The organism is Hyunsoonleella pacifica, from assembly GCF_004310335.1.
GTDB lineage: Bacteria > Bacteroidota > Bacteroidia > Flavobacteriales > Flavobacteriaceae > Jejuia > Jejuia pacifica.
Genome location: NZ_SIRS01000004.1, coordinates 228,125 through 247,131, shown reverse-complemented (window position 1 = coordinate 247,131; position 19,007 = coordinate 228,125). Strand labels below are relative to the sequence as shown.

The following is a 19,007-nucleotide window of genomic DNA, read 5'->3' as shown; positions in this document are numbered from 1 at the left end:
ATTTATTTGGTAACCAAGGGAAAAACTGTTGACAAGTGGTATCCAATTAAATAATTTGTTTATGTTGGGTTGTTTTAAGTTGGTGTTTTTTATAAATAGGATAGTTGTAAATAGAAATAAAAAACTTGATGAAATAGATAAGGTATTAAATACAATTTGGGCTATTGGATAGTGCCCAAATTGAATATTGTCATCATAAGATAAAATATTTCCGCTCGCATGATAAAAATCTGATGGCCAGAACCATGAAGTTTTCCAAAATGACCAGTAATCTAATAAGGGCAGATAAATTATTAAAAAAGCAATAATAGCATTGGATAGAATTTTGTGAATTCTATATTTTTATGCCAAGTCACATAAGAGGTTGTTAGAAAAGCTGCGCCAACTATAATAATTAGTAGTAGAAAATGTTTAGAATTCGAAGCTGTAAATAAACCTTCCAAAAGCTATAATAGTTTTCTTGATTGAAAGTAAAAATAGGTATTAATTTAAAATATGTTAAATGTGGAATAGAAAACCAAAATTTTCTTCCGCGTTAGGGATTGAACGGCATGTTTGAAATCCCCGACGTAGGAGGGATTGAGTAGTGAAAGCCCGACCCTTGTGGTAACGCCCTAGTTAATAGCGAATGGGGCGCTTAATTTAAATGTTGGTATGGTAACCAAAAACTTTTTAGTGGTGGTAAAGTTTATCATGTTGTAATGGCCCTGCATAGCACCAAAAGGTGAGGTAAGCAAACAACCTGAAGTATATGTATGTGATTCACCAGGTTTAAGTACAGGTTTTTTACCAACAATACCTTCTCCTGTTACAGTTTCAATATTATTTAAGGCATCTAGAATTTCCCAATGGCGGGCATATAACTGTACAGAGTCTTTGCTTTGGTTTGTAATGGTAATGGTGTACCCAAAAGCATACTGTATTTTATAATTTTTATAAAATGTACCTTCAAAATTGGTTTCTACCGAAATTTTTATGCCTTTTGTTACCTGTTGAACCATGTTAAGGATTGATATACAATACTTTTACAATGCTAAAATAAGGATTTTTAAAATTTGAAAGTCTAAAAAAGCGTTAAATAGGGACTAATTGGTAATATTTATCGATGAAACTTCATTAAAACCTATAATTTGGTCATATCTGGCACCTAAATCGCGATAATACACTAATACTTTATAGTTGTTTTCGGTTTGCCAAAAGTTACCGCTTATGCGTCCTTCATCTAAAGTGCCATCAGCATTAACTACAACATATTTATAATTGTAAAACCCTTGTTTTAGTTTAAAATGGGCTTTGTAGATTTTGCCTTCTGGGTAATACACCATTTTGTTGTAATCCTCTAAGGCATAGTTGTTGTAATTACCATATATATAAATATTTTCGCCATTTAGTAATTCTGGATAGGATAGCGAAAAGTGTACTTCAACATAATCTGCTTCCACTGAAACATCGTCACGATCTATAGCAGTTATTTTAAATTGACCATTAATATCTGGATTATAGGTATATGGTAATTCTGCCCTAGATTGATTGGTAAATAAATAACTGTGGTAAATATCGTTGAGCTCTATATATTGTATTCCCATAGCTGCAGCTCTTAAGTCTTTAGTCTCAAAAAACAGGTATTCGTTTCCGCCAGGAAACGCAGTTTCGTTTACATAACGGTAAATTAATTTATTACCAATTGTGTATTGAGGTTTAATATCTTTTATAGCTGTATTTAAGTTTCTGTTTTGTATGATGAGTGTCTTTATGGTTTGTAGAGGATTGTTAATTTGAGATGTTGTAGAAATTTCGATATCTACAGTTTGTGTGTCATCAATTGTTTTCACATCACGTGAGCGTTTAATGCTAATTCCTGGCGTTACAATGTCTTCATAAACCATCAATTTTCTTGAGAATACTAAATTGTCATCTCTATCAAAAATTGAGATGAGGTAGTTGCCTGAGACAAGTAATGCTCTTGTTTGTTCGTTAGGTATTGTTAACCTGTAATGCGAGTATATTTGAAAGGTATTAAACGAATTACGATAATCTTGAATTCTAAAGTTATCTACACCCAATAAAAATTCTGTACGCACTAAAACAGATTCTGTCCAATCATAATCATAATGCTCAATTTTATAGTAAAAGTCGGGTTCATTGGTTACAAGTGCGTCAAATTCTAAATAAAATCTTTCGCCTAATTTTAAAATTGGTAATTCTCCCAAATCACTACTTGTGCTTTTAAAAGTAATAGATTTGATGTAATCAGGAGGATTTACTTCTTGTATTTGAGCCTGAAGGTTTAAGCAAATTAAAAACGCTCCAATAAGAAAGGGAAATTTACTGTGCATTATTTTCATTTTTGTAAATATAATCAAATTTGATGCCCAAAACTTTACAGAAGTTAATACTTATAAATTTCTATTAAATTTTTGTGGTAACTGTATTTTAGTTCGTATTTTTGCACCGATTTTTTAGACAACTAATTTCAACAAAGAAAATATGTCAAACGACATTCGCATTAAGAAAGGTCTAGATATTAAACTTAAAGGTGAAGCCGAAAAAACTACTGATACAGCGGTTTTAAGTAACTTTTATGTTTTAAGACCTGAAGACTTCCATGGCGTAATTCCTAAATTAATTTCTAAAGTTGGTACACAAGTAAAAGCAGGAGAAGCTGTATTTTACGATAAATCTAGTGAAGACATCAAATTTGTTTCTCCAGTTTCTGGAGAGGTAATTGAAATCTCTCGTGGTGCCAAACGTAAAATTTTAGAAGTAAAGATTAAAGCTGATAAAACGCAAACTTACCAAGATAATGGTAAGTTTGATGTAGATGCTGCAACTTCAGAAGAGGTTAAGGCTCATTTATTAGCAAGTGGATTATGGCCATTTGTAAAGCAAAGACCTTATGATGTTATTGCTAGTACGGAAAAAGCTCCAAAAGCTATTTTTATTTCTGGATATGCCAGTGCACCTTTAGCAGCTGATTTAGACTTTACATTACAAGGAAAAGAAGCTGAGTTACAAGCTGCAGTTATTGCATTAGGAAAATTAACTGAGGGGCAAGTACACGTGTCGGTAGGAAAAACATCTAATTCGCCACTTGTTGGTTTATCAGGAGTTACTATACACAAAGTATCTGGTCCGCATCCTTCTGGAAATGTTGGTACACTTATAAACAAAGTAGATCCTGTAAATAAAGGGGAGATTGTTTGGACTGTTAATGCGCAAGATTTAGTTATTATTGGAGAATTATTGCTAACGGGTAAATTTAATGCAGAACGTATAGTAGCGTTGGCAGGATCTCAAGTAAAAGCACCTCGTTATTTTAAAACAAAATTAGGTAGTGAAGTGGCTACAATGATTTATGATAAAGGTGTTGAAAAAGATGCGAATGCTAGAATAATTTCTGGAAATGTTTTGTCTGGAAAAGAAATTAAACCTGATGGTTATTTAGATTATTACAGTAATGTAATTTCTATTATTCCAGAAGGGGACGATTATGAATTTTTTGGTTGGAACAAACCAATTTTTAATAAAGTTTCTACTTCAAGAGCATTAACTTTTTCTTGGTTAAACTCTAAGAAAAAGTATGATTTAAATACTAATACTAATGGAGAACACAGGGCTTTTGTAACTACGGGGACTTATGAAGAAGTTTTCCCTTTAGATATATTTCCGATGCAAATCCTTAAAGCTTGTATGTATCGGGATTTAGATGAAATGGAAGCATTAGGAATGTATGAGGTTGCTCCAGAAGATTTTGCTTTAACAGAATTTGTATGTGTTTCAAAACAACCACATCAAAAAATTATAAGAGAAGGTTTAGACTTAATGCTTAAAGAGATAGGATAATGGGTTTAAAAGAAAATTTACACAATTTTAAGGAAAAAAATAGGGATAAAAAATGGTTGCCAGGGTTTAATGCTCTCTTCACATTTTTATATATGCCCAATGAAACTACTCATAATGGAACTCATATTAAGGTAGCTGATGATTTAAAGCGTACTATGAATACTGTAATAATGGCTTTAGTGCCATGTTTGATATTTGGTATGTTTAATGCTGGTTATCAGCATTATCTAGCGCAAGGATTAATAGAGTCTGCTAATGGGTTTTTAGGAACTTCATTTTGGACTTGGGATAACCTTGTTATTGGTCTTTGGAAAGTCCTACCACTAGTAGTTGTATCCTATGGTGTTGGTTTAGCAGTAGAGTTCATATTTGCTATAATCAAAGGGCATGAAGTTGAAGAAGGCTACTTAGTTACAGGTATGTTAGTACCGCTTATAGTTCCAGTGGATATCCCATTATGGATGTTGGCTGTTGCTGTAATTTTTGGAGTGGTTATCGGTAAAGAGGTATTTGGAGGTACAGGAATGAATATTCTCAATCCAGCATTAACTATTAGAGCATTTTTATTCTTTGCCTATCCAACTTGGATGTCTGGAGATAAAGTTTGGGTACATGGTGCTGTTGAACGTGACCAAATGATTGCTGCCGGTCAGAACTTAGATGCCATATCAGGTGAAACTATCCTAGGTACCTATGCGGCAAATAACCCAGTTGATTACAGTTATTGGGACATGTTTTGGGGATTAATACCAGGCTCTGTAGGGGAGACTTCAAAATTCTTAATTATTATAGGAGCTTTATTTTTAATCTTTACCAAAATTGGTAGTTGGAGAATTATCGTTTCAACACTAATAGGAGCTCTAGCTATGGGATTAATTTTCAACGGTGTTGTTGATGCAGGTTGGATTGGAGAATCAAGTAAATTCTACAGGTTGATGAGTGTTCCATTTTGGCAACATTTAATTATTGGTAGTATTTTGTTTGGTGCAGTTTATATGGCTACAGATCCAGTTACAGCCTCTCAAACAAATAAAGGAAAATGGATTTACGGTTTCTTAATTGGTTTTATTTCAATTATGATTCGTGTATTTAATCCTGCATATCCAGAAGGTGTATTTTTAGCAATTCTATTAATGAATGTATTTGCACCAACTATTGATCACTATGTAGTACAAGGTAACGTGAAGAAAAGAATGAAACGTTTAAAAGTTAAAACAGCTTAGTTATGGCAATGGATACAGATAAAAATTCGTATACAATAATATTTGCTATAGCCATGGTAGTGGTTGTAGGCTCATTATTGGCGTTTACAGCATCATCTTTGAGGCCAAATATTGATGAGAATAAACGTATGGAAAAGCAGCAAAATATTCTATACGCTATGGGTGTTAATGGAAACGAAGGGACAGGAGATATTACTTTTGTAGGTACAGATGTGGTGGCAGATGAATTTTCTAAGTACATCAAAAAACAATTAGTAATTGAAAATGGTGTTGCTAAAGAAGATAAAGAAGCTTATTTAATAGATATTAAGAAAGAACAAGCAAAAGCCAAAAATGGAGAAATTAGAAGATTACCTTTATTTGTTGGAGAGAAAGATGGTAAAACATTTTATATAGCTCCAATTAGAGGCAAAGGTTTATGGGATGCTATTTGGGGATACGTAGCCCTAGATAAAGATATGGTAGTTCAAGGTGCTTTTTTTGATCATGCAGGAGAAACACCAGGTTTAGGAGCGAATATCAAGCAACGTTATTTTATGGATGATTTTGAGGGAGAACAGCTATTAACTGAAGCAGGTGTCTTTAAAGGTATTACCGTAGCTAAAGGAAATGCAGACCCTAAAAATGAAATAAAAGATGATTATGAAGTTGATGCTTTAGCTGGAGCAACTATTACTGGTGATGGTGTTACTGCCATGATTAAGAAAGATTTAAAATTATATTTACCTTACTTTAAAACGTTAAAATAATATGGGACTACTTTCAAAAAAAGATGCAAAGTTAATTACAGACCCGTTAGCAGACAATAACCCAATTACTATTCAGGTATTAGGTATTTGTTCTGCCCTAGCAATTACTGCAGAGTTAAAAGCTTCTCTGGTAATGGGAGTTGCGGTACTTTTTGTTTTAGGTATTGGTAATGTTGTTATCTCTTTAATGAGAAATATCATTCCTTCAAAAATTAGAATTATTGTACAACTTATCGTAGTTGCCTCTTTAGTAATTATTGTAGATCAGGTGTTAAAAGCTTTTGCTTATGAGTTAAGTAAAACGTTAGCAGTGTTCGTAGGATTAATTATAACAAATTGCATTATCATGGGGCGTTTTGAAGCTTTTGCTTTAGGTAATGGCCCTTGGAAATCATTTTTAGATGGTATTGGTAATGCTGCTGGGTATGCAGTTATTTTATTAATAGTTGGTTTCTTTAGAGAACTACTAGGTTCTGGGACGCTTTTCGGAATTCCCGTGTTAGGAGATCCTATTGAGAAAACTGGCGTATACTCTATAGGTTATGAAAATAACGGATTTATGTTAATGCCACCAATGGCCTTAATTGTTGTGGGATTAATTATTTGGGTACAACGTAGTAGAAATAAAGCATTAATAGAAGATTAATCAGTTACAGTAAGCAGTACTTACTGCTAGCCAATACTGAAAATTAAAAAATATGGAACATTTAGAATTATTTTTCAAATCAATTTTTGTTGATAATATGGTATTCGCAGTATTCTTAGGGATGTGCTCTTACCTTGCCGTTTCTAAGAAAGTTGCAACTGCAGTAGGTCTAGGTGCAGCAGTAATATTTGTATTAGCGATAACAGTACCTTTAAACTGGTTGTTAGATCAATACTTATTACAACCAGGAGCATTGTCTTGGTTAGGAGATGAATATGTAGATTACGATTTAAGTTTCTTATCATTCATCATGTTTATTGCAACTATTGCAACTATGGTTCAACTTGTTGAAATAGTCGTTGAAAAATTCTCACCATCTTTATATAATTCATTAGGTATCTTTTTACCATTAATAGCTGTAAACTGTGCAATTTTGGGAGGGTCTTTATTTATGCAAGCTCGTGAGATTGAAACACTTGGATTAGCTTTTAATTATGGTGTTTCTTCTGGTATAGGATGGTTTCTAGCCATTTTAGCTATTGCTGCAATTCGTGAAAAAATAAGATATAGTAATGTACCAGCGCCGTTAAGAGGTTTAGGGATTACATTTATTATAACCGGGTTAATGGGTATTGGGTTTTTAAGTTTTGGTGGAATGCTAACAGGAGGAGATGAAGAAGAGAAACCAGCTACTGAAACCGCAATAGAAAATATAAAAATTGAAACTGAAAAGGCTAAAGAATTAGCTGAAAACACTAAAACTATAAAGTAGTATGATGATTTTAGCAGCAGGAACAACAGGTACAGTTATAGCTACGGTCGCAGCATTTTTATTAATTACATTACTGCTAGTAAGCTTATTACTTTTTGTAAAACAAAAATTATCACCTTCAGGTCCAGTAAAAATTACGATAAATGGAGAGAAGGAAATTGAAGTAGCTTCTGGTGGTACATTATTATCTACACTAGGAGGAAATAAAATATTTTTACCATCTGCTTGTGGTGGTGGTGGAACTTGTATTCAATGTGAATGTCATGTAAATTCTGGAGGTGGAGAAGCTCTACCTACAGAAACACCTCATTTTTCAAGAAAAGAATTGCAACACGGAGCACGTTTAGCATGTCAGGTTAAAGTGAAGCAAGACATGGATATCACAATTCCTGAGGAAGTATTTGGTATTAAAAAATGGGAAGCTGAAGTTGTGCGTAATTACAACGTAGCTTCTTTTATTAAGGAATTTGTAGTAAGAATTCCAGAAGATATGAATTACAAAGCAGGTGGATATATTCAAATAGAAATACCACAGTGTGAAATTAAATATGCAGATATTGACATTACGGCACATCCAGAAGAGCATGAAACTCCAGATAAGTTTCAAGCTGAGTGGGATAAGTTTGGGTTATGGCCTTTAGTGATGAAAAATGATGAGATAGTTGAGAGAGCTTATTCTATGGCTTCTTACCCAGCAGAAGGGCGGGATATTATGTTAAATGTACGTATTGCAACTCCGCCATGGGATCGCGCTAAAAACGGATGGATGGATGTAAATCCTGGAGTAGCATCATCTTATATTTTCGCTCAAAAACCTGGAGATAAAGTAACTATTTCCGGACCTTATGGAGAATTCTTTATCAATGAATCTGAAAGCGAAATGCTTTATGTAGGAGGTGGAGCAGGTATGGCACCAATGCGTTCTCACTTATATCACTTATTTAAAACCTTAGAGACAGGAAGAAAAGTAACGTATTGGTATGGAGGACGTTCTAAACGTGAATTGTTCTACTTAGATCATTTCTACGACTTAGAAAAGAACTTCCCTAACTTTAAATTCTATTTAGCTTTATCTGAACCTTTAGAAGAAGATAATTGGAAAGTAAAAGAAGATTTAGATGCTCCTGGAGACGGTTTTGTTGGGTTTATTCACAATTGTGTAATAGATAACTATTTAAGCAAGCATGAGTCGCCAGAAGATATAGAATTGTATTTCTGTGGACCTCCTTTAATGAATAAAGCGGTTCAAAAAATGGGAGAAGATTTCGGTATCCCAGATGAGCATATTCGATTTGATGACTTTGGAGGATAATCTTCAATTTATGATAATAAAAAACCAACTCAATTAGAGTTGGTTTTTTTTGTCGAAAAAACAGGTTTTAAGAAAACATGTATTTTGGCTTATCGTTTTCTACTTCAAATAATTTAGTGTAATTCATAATATTTTCTACGCCCTCTAATTCACACAAATAACTTATTACAGCACACAAACCTTCAAACAACACATCTTTATCAGTTGGATCTTTAGGTTTAGTGTTTCCATGGTGTAAGGGGACTTGAAAGCCACATGTACTTAAAAAAGCATGTTCAATTTGAAGCAATTCAAGAGGGGTATAGCCATTAAATGTTCTGCCTAAAGTTTGATGAACTTTACCAACGTAATTTAATACTAAACTGCCATGGCGATCTGAAAGGTGCTTCCAGCTATCTCTATTGTCTAAAATATTACCTACTGCACATTGTTGACAACATTCAGGATTTAAGGTATTGTTATGAAATGCAGTATATAATTTTTTTATTGCAGATTCTAAACGAGGCGAAGTTTCCATAAAAACAATTTTGACATTAAATTACTAAAATTATCAATTATAGATGTAAAATTACTCTTAAATTTTAACTATGCCTATACGAAGAAAAGCTCTGCAGCGTTGTTTAAATATGAAGAAAATTTTATTTTTTGCAGGTTTTATTGTTGTTCTTATCACATTATTTATTTTGATTATTCCTCATCAGAATATAGTTACTACTGCGTTTGTATCTAATGTGTCTACTGATCTTTTAGATAAGGACAGTTTAACGATTAAGTCTAGAGTAAATCTACCAAAAGGATACACAAGGGTCTCTTATCCAAAGGGTTCGTTTCAAGAGTATTTGAGAAACTATGAGTTAAAACCATTTGGGACTAAAATTATTAATTATGATGATACTGAATACTTTTGGCAACGCGGACATATTGGAGTTTTAGATATTCCAGTGCCTAAAAACGGATTACAACAATGTGCAGATGCATTAATTAGAATACGAAGTGAATATTTGTGGGATAATAATAGAAAAGATGAGATAGGATTTAATTTCACAAGCGGTCATTATTGCTCTTGGAAAAAATACGCTGAAGGCTTTAGACCAAAAATTAATGGAAATAAAGTAATGTTTCAGAAAACTACATCAGCGAATTCTTCTAAAGCCAATTTTTATAAATATCTTAATCTCATCTATATGTATTCTGGTACGTTGTCCTTATACAACGAACTTCCTAAAATTAATAACGTTAAAAATATAAAGTTAGGCGATATGCTTATTAAAGGTGGATCTCCAGGACATATTGTTATGATATGTGATGAGGCTGTGAATGCGAGGGGAGACAAAATATATTTATTGTTTCAAGGTAATACTCCTGCGCAAAGTGTGCATTTAGTTAAAAATCTAGAAGACACCCGTTTCTCACCTTGGTATCATTTAGAAAAAGATGCTGTTATACCTGTGTCTAACTATACATTCTACAATTCTAAGTTTGTAAGGTTTAAGTAGTATGTTTTGTTTTTCTTCTCTTTAAGATTAAGTAAGATATTAGAACAAGCAATACAGCTACTACAAAATACCATATTAAATTTTTTGAAGATTGTAAATGTATTGGAGTAGTGTCTCCTATAAGAACCAAACCTGCCCAATAATTAGGTGCTATTGTTCTACCTTCTGCTTGCGATAAATAATTAAGTTTTGCTAGTTGTAAAGCTTCATCCTTAGGTATTCCTTTTTTGATATTATCAAAGAAAAACTCAATAATTTCTGAACTTGATTTTTCATCAATCTTCCAAAGACTTGTTAAAATACTCTCACTCCCTGCATAATTAAAAGCGTGTGCTAATGATATCATACCTTCTCCAGCTTGGTAGGTAGGTTTCCCTGTTTCACAGGCTGTTAAAATAGCTAAATTAGAGTTTAAGTTTTCATTGTAAATTTCATAAGTGTAAAGCGAGTTATCATCATTTTCACTATTTTTTGCAAAGATTAAACGAGATAGTTCTGGAGAAACATTATTAGACTCAGCATGAGTACCAATATGGATTATTTTATGCTCGTTAGCTTCATCTTTAAAAATTTGCTTTGAGGCATTTTCATTTATAAAATAATCGCCATCAAATAAACGTGAATACTCTTTGGCTAGATCTACGCTGAATGGCTGAGGTAGAAGGCTTAAATATGTTTTATCCACAGAAAGAGAGTCGCTAATTGATACACTATATTTTTTTTTCATATTTTCATTGAATTCTGGTGCGAATGCAATAAAATCTTTAGGATAATTAATAATAGTTTTAGACGGTTCTATGAGTAAAAGACTATAGTTGTATGAAATAATGTGTTTAGAAAGTAAGCTCTTAGTAGTAAGCTCTTTAAATGAAGAGATTTTTGAGCTTGTTAAACTTTCAAAACTTAGGTTAAATAAGTCCCCATCGGGTATAACCACTACACTTTTAGTTGTAATTTCCGGTGCAATAGGTTTCCATAAATAGTCATAAAGTTTATGTAATGTACTAGCTGTTGTTTTTATATCTAAGATATCATTGGAGAGTACAGAAATATGCTCCTTTAAATTTTTAGTTTCTAGTTTAAATAGTTTTTTGTCAGTTTTAGTTATTACAGCAGTATATAATGTGTCTCTTATGTAAAGATACCTAACCAAAGATGTGTTTTGTGGAATGTTTTTTTGAAGATTATCTATTGGTTCTTCCAAGGTAGCATAACGCATTTTATAATACTTAGGATACTTATGTTTCAATGAGTCTAAGAATGTATCCCATTGATGATTTGCTTCGAAAAATGATTCAATAGTGGTATTTGTTGCATTTAAAGCATTAATCATTTCATTTTTTAAAAACTGCTCCCGTGTAATTATAGATTTAGGAATGTTTGAAAAACTAACCTTTTTAAGATTTAATCTAGATCTGATTCTGTTATATAGATTTGATTCGTGAAGGCTGATAAGTTTGGTTAAATAGTCCTCACTTTTAGTTTTATTATATAAGTCTAGAAGTAATTGTTTTCTAAAATCTATCAGCTCGTTATTTTCAAAAAGAAGGGTTTCAAGGTCTGAAGGGGTTTTTATAATAGTTCTCTTTTTTTCTAAGATATTCAGCGCTTTTTTTGTTTGTTTTAAAATACTATCTAAGCTATAAACAGTATGTTGCTTTTTTGACAAATATTCTGATTTAGATTTAATTAAAAGCGATATTGGTTTTCTTGTTTCGTTTTGAATAGAATCTAGTAAGCTATTTATCTTTAAGTGTCCTCTGTCAAAAAAGGAAAGCGCTTCATTGCTAAGCTTTATAGCATTTTTATAATCTTTTATGCCAAAGTAAATATTTGCTAAATTTTGTACTTGGTAATAGGCTAATAATTCATTTTTATATGTGTCTAGCTGCGTAAAATTATAGCCTTCTTTTGCTAAAGATAAAGCCTTTTCATTCATGCCAACCTTTGTGTAAAAATTAGACATTTCTACTAGTCCATCTAAAAACGAGCCTGAGTAAACACCATTAAAATTTTCTCTATACGCGTCTTCACACATCTCATAAAATTTTTTTGCGTTTTCAAAGTCTTTAATGTTCTCATAAATTGAAGCTCTAACTAGATAAGCATAACTTTTTGCAAAAGGAATTCTATTAATATTCTTAATACCTTGGTCAATAATATTTCCTGCTTTATTATAATTTCTGGCAATAAGATGAAGATGCCCCAGGATTAATTGCGAAATGATGAGAGCTGTATCATCTTCAGGTAAAATTTTCTGTTTTTTCTTGTAGGAGTACGTTGCTAAACTTATAGCACGCTCATTATCTCCAACACCTCTATAAAAACCAGCTAGATTATCAATACAAGCTAACCTTTTTTTAATAGCCTTTAATTTTTTCTCTTCATCTTCTATTTTTGAAGTATAATCGTGAAGGTGTTTTATGGCTTCATGTAGTGTAGAAATTGAACTATCTACTTGGCCTGTATTGAAAAAATTCAATGCTATAGCATTTTTTGTTAACCCTAAATTATAATTTTTATCTTCATCTTTAAATATGGGGTTTTCAATATAATTTAGAGACTTATTGAGATAGTAATTGGAGCTATCTAGTTTTTGGAGTTTAACATTTACCAAACCCAAAAGGTTGTAAGACTTATATTTTAAATCTATTTGGTTTTGATTGTTGTCGTCAAATAACTTTATGAGTTTATGGAGTATAACTTCAGAGCTTTTATAAGCTCTTGTTTTATAAAGACTGTCAGCAGAATTGTATTTTATTGAAAAGGTATCATTTTTAAGCGATTGCGCTTCAATTGGTAAAATGCATAAAATAGAAATAAAGACTAATATGACTCTGATGTGTTTCATAAACATTATGAAGCTATAAGTTTTATGTCTTTTAGAGACTCTTTACTACAGTTATCATAAGTACTGTAGAATATTATTACTAGATATTATCTTTCTTCTTGTTTAATTGATACATAAAAAGACTATTTGCCTAGTTCTTCTAATACAGTTTTACTTGTTTCTATATCACTTAAACTTAAATTCTCTTTTGCAAGTTCAAGATTACCTTCTTTTATATAAGCAAGTCCCAAGTAGAAATAGGCTTCATTTAAAAACTCAAAATTATCATCGGCTTCACTTGCACGTTCCAAGTAAGGTATGGCTTCTTCTGTATTTTTTGTTGCTAAATAAGCAACGCCTAAAAAGTAATTTAAAGTATCGTTTTCAGGTTTTTGTTTATTTAATAATGTCCATTTATCAATGGCAATTTTATAATCGCCATGTTTATAGCTTACCATAGCATCATAAAACTCGAAATTATTAGTGCTACTCATAGTAGTGGGTAAACCAGGATCTGGTTTAAAATATTTGGCGTATAGTTTTTCATTAGGTTCTCCACTAAAAAACCAAATACTTCCTACAGCAATAATAATAGCTGCTGCTGCTGCAATTTTACTGTATCTTAAGAAACGAATTTTTTGTTTTGAGATATCTTCCGTATTTGTTTTAGGGATTTCATCATGAAATTCGTCTAATTGTTCTTTTAAAGATTGTGCTTCTATGCCAAATAGCATAGCACGAACATCTTCAACTTGAGTCTTAAAATCTTCATCAATATCTAAGAGTCTATTAAAGTCCTTTAGTTCTTGAGCATTTAAAGTGCCATTTAGATACCGCTCTATCGTTTCTAATAATTCTTCTGATATGTTGTTCTTTTCTTTCAATTTTGCTATTTTGAGGCTAAAACCACAGCTCTTAATTTTTGCATGCACCTATATTTTTTATTGCGTGCTGTGTTTTCTTCTATATTCAATTCTTTTGAGATTTCTTTTAATGATTTCTTTTCAAAATAAAATGTTTTTAGTAGCTGCTTACATGGCTGTCCTAAGTTTTCAAAAGCTGTCATAGTTAATTTTAACTTTTTGTCCTCTAGGTTGTTATGTGTTTCTTCTGCTTTCACTACTTTTATAGTATCAGTATTCAATGGTTTAACGTCTCTAAAGGATTTAGATCTTAGAACATCTGTCCATTTGTTTTTACAAATCCTGTACAGATAACCTTGTAAGGCACTATCATTTTGAGGTGTAAATTTATTTTGTTTTACATGTGTCCAAACTGTAATAAATGCCTCTTGATAAACATCTTTTGCGTGTGCTGAAGAACCACTATTTTTTAAAACTAAAGCTTCAACTTTAGGATAGTTAGATGTATATAGTTCTTTCAGAATTTTAGCATCATTTTCTTTGATTGCATCAACTAGTTGAGACTGACTTAATAAGTGTATTTTTTTCCCCATGAAATAATAGCTACAGGAAATATACAATTATTTCATTTTGTTGCAAATACTAAACTATTAAATGACTATTATTTCGATTATTAACTTCATGTTTTATTTTTATTATTTAACAAAAACCGAAAGTGCTCTGGCAAAATTTTTACCATCGGTTAAGTTTGTAGCAATACCGTTTTTCCAAATTGTTGCAGCTTCGTTGTTTTCTCCTCTTTCTGTACCCGCTATGTAGACATCATCTTCATGTACGAAAATTGAATGTGCTCTTGCGTAATTATTGCCATCAGTTAAATATGTTATAACTCCGTTTTTCCACATGGCAGCAGCGTCTTCAGATTGATTACCCAGATTTTCCATACCAACAGCGTATACATCATTTCCTGAAATTAAAACAGCTTCAACTAAAGCACTATTTGTCCCATCTGTTAGATCTATAGGTACCCCGTTTTTCCAAATTTTAGCAATTAATATTTTGTCTGTAGCATTGTTATACTCTGAACCTCCAACATAAACATCGTCGCCATCTACATATACTGAATTAGCTGTTGCAAACTTAGTTCCATCAGTAAGTTGTGTTGCGATACCATTTTTCCAAACTACAGCTCTAAATTCCGACTGTATGTATTGCCAACCTGAAGCATAAACATTGCCTCCTGATACAAAAACAGAAGTTGCTCTGGATTGAAAACCATCCGATAAATCGGTTGCAATGCCGTTTTTCCATACCCTAGCATTAAACCCTATATTTTCTATTTCATCGCCAGCAACATAAACGTCGCCGTTATCTACAAAGATTGATGCAGATGTAGAGTTTTTACTGCCATCTGTAAGTGTTGTTGCTGTGCCATTTTTCCAAACAGTAGCGATATTAAGTGAACCGTTAGATTCGTGCCCAGTAACATACACGTCATTACCATCAACAAATACAGAACTGGCAGTTCCAGTGCCGTTACTTTTAGCTATATTTCTTGGGGAATTATTTACCCATAATTCAGCTACTGATGTTAATTCGTCTATGGATTTTATACCTGCTACGTACACATTTAGGCCAGTTGTGTCCTGTTCTATCTTTTCACTATCATCATTTTGGCTACAGCTAATTGTAAAAAATGAGATAACTAAAAGAGTTATAAAAAGGGTGTTAAAATGATTATTTGCTTTCATAATTATAAGAGTAGATTTTATTTTACATTAGGATTATCTGGTTCAGGATCAAAAATATCTGGTGTGCCATCATTATCTCTATCGGATAATGGACTACTACCTGATGGATATAATTGAAAACTCATTGGTAAGAATATATCCATAACTAGGCTAGCATATTCGTTACTTGGACCTGCAGATACCGATGATGCTACACTTACAGTAAATAAGCTTTCAACATAGGTAGCCGCAATCCAGATGAGCGCGATTGTATTATTGAACTCTATCATTCTAGCTCTAAAAATTCTTGTGATACCATTTTCACTAAATACTATTGGAGTTGCCTCACAAAGTACATTGTAGTTTCCATTGAAACCAAAAGCACTTGTAACATTATTTACCTCGGTATCTAAAATATTTGAGTCTGAAAAATTAACAGGATATGTTGAAATAGGTACATATCTCCATACTACAGCACCATCGTTTCTAATCATATTAACTCCAAAAGGGTTTGTGTTTGGGTTTATGTAGTCAATAGCTTGGTAACCTTGTGGAGGTGTTAAGGTTAATGGAGGGAGATTTCTATTACTATGAGCATAGGAAAACGCAGCTTGAGGATTTTGGAGTACAGGTAATTGATTTAAAGGGATAGGATTACCTTTAGCATATTCCCAATATGCGGATGTTGGTCCAATTGGGAGTTCGGGACAGTTATCCCTTGTTGTAAATCCTGCTAAGCTATTTGCATTGTTGTTATCATTATCGTCATTTGAACTACATGACGATAATAGAATAATAATGGCTAAGAAGCTATATAACTTAAATGCTTTCATAAATGCTATCTTTTAATTAATCTTGGTTTATAAATACATCGGAGTAACTTAAAAATGTCATCATTTTAGTTCTCAATATTATATTGTGTCCAATTTTGATTGTTCATAGAATTATCAATATTGGGGTTGTAGAGCGAATTGTCAGTTTCTACATATTCATTATTTTGATTCATCCAATAATAATTGTTTTGTCCTTCAACATAGTACTGTTGTCCAGAATTTGGGTTAGATACAGTTGTGCGTTCCCAAATACCATTATTTATTGAATTTGAATGACCTGCGCTGTTCATATCATTCCTGCGTTTCCAACTCTCAAAATTACTGTCTGAAATTGAGCTGTACGTATTACCAATATTTCTTATGGTTTGTCCTTGTGCATTGATTGCAGCCATACGCTTTTGATGATTAGCAGTACTTTGTCTTGATTTTTGTGAGTAATAACTATTGGATGTTTGCACCCATTGAGGGTTTATTTGAAAGTTAACCAAGGAGTTTATAAAATACTTTTTAGCGTTTTCATAGATGTTTGCTGGAGCTTCCATAATATTTAAAGTATACCCCCAATCCATACCTCCTATGGTTGTATATTGATTAGTGAAATAACGAATTATACCTATAGACTTTTCTCCTTTGTTATTTATCCATTCTGTTGCAACACATTGAAATTGTTTGTTTTCAGGTATGCCTTTAAACAAATAGCTGTCAAAATGTTTATCAAATTGTGCCAATTTTGGTAAAGCAAACTGGTTTACTAATTTTAACCCTTGAGCCTTAACATTGGGAACTATATCCTCTTGTATAATTTGATTAATATTTTTGGGTGGTGCTACAGGTCTGCCACTTTGTTGGTTCATGTAGTTTAGTTGTTGATTGTTTGAAAAGAAATAGGAGATAAATCGTTCCTTATAAACTTTTACGTTGTCTTTTGATTGGAATAGGATACCTTCCTTGTTATTGTTTAGTATTTCCCAATTTATTGGAATTGGCATTATCCCAACAGGCATATTAAATTGTTTGCTCATTACTTTATACCCTTTTAATTTACTGCTTTCGTTTGCGGTATGTTTGTATTTGGAGTCTTTAAATTCATCAGGTGTTATATCTTGTTCTAGAAAAGCTTCAGTATCATAATCAAAATCAGCAAACTCATTAGAGCTTGTTCTGTTTTGTCCACAAGAAAAAAGCAGAAGGGTAAATGTGGTTAATAAATACAATGCGGTTTTCATAATAAGGTCTTTAATAGGGTGAATACTAAAAATTTAATAATGCATCGAAAGTGTTTAAAAATGTCATCATACTATTTACTTTTAGTATTTTTGTGACATGAATAAACCCTTATCAAAACAAGAGCTTCACAATTTGGCGATGAACCATGTTGGTAAGGATTTAGAGCAGCGTGGTTTTGAGTTTATTGCAATAAATAGTCAACTTAAAAAACATCCACAATTTGTCTGTATTGATAAAAACAGTCAATATTATTTTGTAATAGTACGTGCCGTTCTTTTACCTGAGAATCCTAATAATTATGATATTGTGTGGATGGAATCTTTTAAAAAGCATGCTTTTGAGAAAGACGCAAAAGTGCTTTATGCAGGGGTTGGTTTAGGTAATCCAGATGGTAAAGATTTACCTGTTTATCTCAATAAAGATTACTTAATAGAATATAATGGCATTCAATATATAGAATCAAACTTAAATTAGATGAAAAAAGTACTAGTTTTATGCATTGCACTGTTGCCTTTCCTCGTTTTTTCATGTAAGCAGGATGTTTCAAAAAAAGATGATAACTTAGAAAAAAACACGTCACTTTCTGGTACTGTTTTTGGGACCAGTTATAGCATTATTTATGATGATGAAGTAAATTATATCATTCAGTTTGATAGCTTGTTTGCTGCAATTAATGCATCATTGTCAACATACATACCAAATTCAGATATTTCTAAATTAAACAGAAATGAACTAGTTGAGGTAGATCAACATTTTAAAAATGTATTTTCAGCTTCAAAAATGATATACAAAGCGACTCAAGGTGTTTTTGACCCTACAATTGGAGATGTTGTAAATGCTTGGAGTTTTGGAGCGGAGGAAAACAAGTTTTTAACTGATAGCACGACTATTGATGGATTAATGGAGTATGTTGGGTTTGATAACGTAAAATTAGAGGAGAGTAAAGTTGTAAAGCTCCCCAATACCTATTTAGAATTTAATGCCATTGCAAAAGGGTATGGGGTTGATGCAATTAGTGAATTTTTAGAAAGTAAAAATATCAATAACTACTTGGTTGAAATAGGTGGCGAGCTTAGAGTAAAAGGTAAGAATAAAGAGAAACATAAACCTTGGCGAGTTGGTTTAGATGAACCTAGATTTGATGGAGGGCAAACTGTTTTTAAGGCGATAAGCTTAAAAGACGAAGCTATGGCTACATCTGGGACTTACCGTAAGTTTAAAGTAGATGAAAACGGAAATAGATTTGCACATATTATTGATACTAAAACAGGATATCCTTCAAAAACTAATATTTTGAGTGTCTCTGTAATAGCAAAAGATTGTATGACTGCTGATGGTTATGCTACTGCTTTTCAAGCTATGGGTATTGATGGTGTAACTACTTTTTTAAAATCTTACCCTGAATTAAAGGTGTTTTTAATTTTTGAAAACAAGGCTAATGAACTAGAGACTTTAGCATTAAACGGGTTTCCAGAGGGTTAAT

General features: G+C 32.3%; 18 protein-coding genes. 9 read left to right on the top strand and 9 right to left on the bottom strand.

Annotation, left to right across the window (positions count from 1 at the left end):
• Positions 1-614: 614 nt before the first annotated feature.
• A complete protein-coding gene (gene apaG / locus EYD46_RS10325; RefSeq protein WP_130937023.1) occupies positions 615-1,001 on the bottom strand; it encodes a Co2+/Mg2+ efflux protein ApaG in 387 nt (128 codons plus the stop codon).
• A gap of 84 nt (positions 1,002-1,085) precedes the next feature.
• Complete coding sequence (locus EYD46_RS10320; protein WP_229731352.1) at positions 1,086-2,336, bottom strand: type IX secretion system plug protein; 1,251 nt, start codon at positions 2,334-2,336, stop codon at positions 1,086-1,088.
• A gap of 151 nt (positions 2,337-2,487) precedes the next feature.
• On the opposite strand from EYD46_RS10320, the gene EYD46_RS10315 reads away from it, so the two are divergent.
• The 6 genes from EYD46_RS10315 to nqrF are packed head-to-tail and all read left to right on the top strand — an operon-like array spanning position 2,488 to position 8,545.
• The gene (locus EYD46_RS10315) at positions 2,488-3,843 is read left to right on the top strand and encodes a Na(+)-translocating NADH-quinone reductase subunit A (protein WP_130937019.1); all 1,356 of its coding nucleotides are present in this window, start codon (positions 2,488-2,490) and stop codon (positions 3,841-3,843) included.
• Positions 3,843-5,066 carry an NADH:ubiquinone reductase (Na(+)-transporting) subunit B gene (locus EYD46_RS10310; RefSeq protein ID WP_130937017.1) on the top strand — a complete coding sequence of 408 codons (1,224 nt, stop codon included), beginning with the start codon at positions 3,843-3,845 and terminating at the stop codon, positions 5,064-5,066. Before EYD46_RS10315 ends, EYD46_RS10310 begins: the two co-directional genes overlap by 1 nt.
• Positions 5,067-5,068: 2 nt before the next feature.
• Positions 5,069-5,815: a Na(+)-translocating NADH-quinone reductase subunit C gene (locus tag EYD46_RS10305; protein ID WP_130937015.1), complete on the top strand. Its 747-nt coding sequence runs from the start codon at positions 5,069-5,071 to the stop codon at positions 5,813-5,815.
• Position 5,816: 1 nt separating this feature from the next.
• A complete protein-coding gene (locus EYD46_RS10300; RefSeq protein ID WP_130937013.1) occupies positions 5,817-6,461 on the top strand; it encodes an NADH:ubiquinone reductase (Na(+)-transporting) subunit D in 645 nt (214 codons plus the stop codon).
• Positions 6,462-6,513: 52 nt separating this feature from the next.
• Entirely contained in the window at positions 6,514-7,233 is a 720-nt protein-coding gene (nqrE, locus tag EYD46_RS10295) for an NADH:ubiquinone reductase (Na(+)-transporting) subunit E (RefSeq protein WP_130937011.1), read from the top strand.
• Between the two features lie 4 nt (positions 7,234-7,237).
• Positions 7,238-8,545: an NADH:ubiquinone reductase (Na(+)-transporting) subunit F gene (gene nqrF, locus EYD46_RS10290; protein WP_130937386.1), complete on the top strand. Its 1,308-nt coding sequence runs from the start codon at positions 7,238-7,240 to the stop codon at positions 8,543-8,545.
• Between the two features lie 67 nt (positions 8,546-8,612).
• On the opposite strand, the gene EYD46_RS10285 is transcribed toward nqrF, so the two are convergent.
• A complete protein-coding gene (locus tag EYD46_RS10285) occupies positions 8,613-9,062 on the bottom strand; it encodes a Na(+)-translocating NADH-quinone reductase subunit F (RefSeq protein WP_130937008.1) in 450 nt (149 codons plus the stop codon).
• A 109-nt stretch (positions 9,063-9,171) separates the two neighbouring features.
• Here EYD46_RS10285 and EYD46_RS10280 point away from each other — a divergent pair, with 109 nt between their 5' ends.
• Positions 9,172-10,041 carry a DUF4846 domain-containing protein gene (locus EYD46_RS10280; RefSeq protein WP_130937007.1) on the top strand — a complete coding sequence of 290 codons (870 nt, stop codon included), beginning with the start codon at positions 9,172-9,174 and terminating at the stop codon, positions 10,039-10,041.
• Here the strand turns inward: EYD46_RS10280 and EYD46_RS10275 are convergent.
• The 6 genes from EYD46_RS10275 to EYD46_RS10250 all read right to left on the bottom strand — a co-directional run bounded on the left by EYD46_RS10275 (position 10,034) and on the right by EYD46_RS10250 (position 17,523).
• The gene (locus EYD46_RS10275; RefSeq protein ID WP_165454371.1) at positions 10,034-12,892 is read right to left on the bottom strand and encodes a CHAT domain-containing protein; all 2,859 of its coding nucleotides are present in this window, start codon (positions 12,890-12,892) and stop codon (positions 10,034-10,036) included. The two genes, EYD46_RS10280 and EYD46_RS10275, sit on opposite strands and share 8 nt — an antisense overlap.
• 122 nt (positions 12,893-13,014) lie before the next feature.
• Complete coding sequence (locus tag EYD46_RS10270; RefSeq protein ID WP_130937003.1) at positions 13,015-13,755, bottom strand: tetratricopeptide repeat protein; 741 nt, start codon at positions 13,753-13,755, stop codon at positions 13,015-13,017.
• Positions 13,756-13,760: 5 nt separating this feature from the next.
• Entirely contained in the window at positions 13,761-14,327 is a 567-nt protein-coding gene (locus tag EYD46_RS10265; RefSeq protein WP_130937001.1) for an RNA polymerase sigma factor, read from the bottom strand.
• Between the two features lie 102 nt (positions 14,328-14,429).
• Positions 14,430-15,485: a Kelch repeat-containing protein gene (locus EYD46_RS10260; RefSeq protein WP_130936999.1), complete on the bottom strand. Its 1,056-nt coding sequence runs from the start codon at positions 15,483-15,485 to the stop codon at positions 14,430-14,432.
• Between the two features lie 17 nt (positions 15,486-15,502).
• On the bottom strand, positions 15,503-16,297 hold the full coding sequence (locus tag EYD46_RS10255) for a hypothetical protein (RefSeq protein WP_130936997.1): 795 nt from the start codon (positions 16,295-16,297) through the stop codon (positions 15,503-15,505).
• Positions 16,298-16,362: 65 nt separating this feature from the next.
• Positions 16,363-17,523, bottom strand: coding sequence for a hypothetical protein (locus EYD46_RS10250; protein ID WP_130936995.1), 1,161 nt, complete (start codon positions 17,521-17,523; stop codon positions 16,363-16,365).
• 97 nt (positions 17,524-17,620) lie between these two features.
• On the opposite strand from EYD46_RS10250, the gene EYD46_RS10245 reads away from it, so the two are divergent.
• Together EYD46_RS10245 and EYD46_RS10240 are read left to right on the top strand one after the other, a co-directional pair.
• Positions 17,621-17,998 carry a Na(+)-translocating NADH-quinone reductase subunit F gene (locus EYD46_RS10245; protein ID WP_130936993.1) on the top strand — a complete coding sequence of 126 codons (378 nt, stop codon included), beginning with the start codon at positions 17,621-17,623 and terminating at the stop codon, positions 17,996-17,998.
• Positions 17,999-19,006 (top strand): FAD:protein FMN transferase, encoded by a 1,008-nt coding sequence (locus EYD46_RS10240; protein WP_130936991.1) that lies wholly within the window; start codon positions 17,999-18,001, stop codon positions 19,004-19,006. It abuts the gene before it with no gap.
• Position 19,007: the final 1 nt, after the last annotated feature.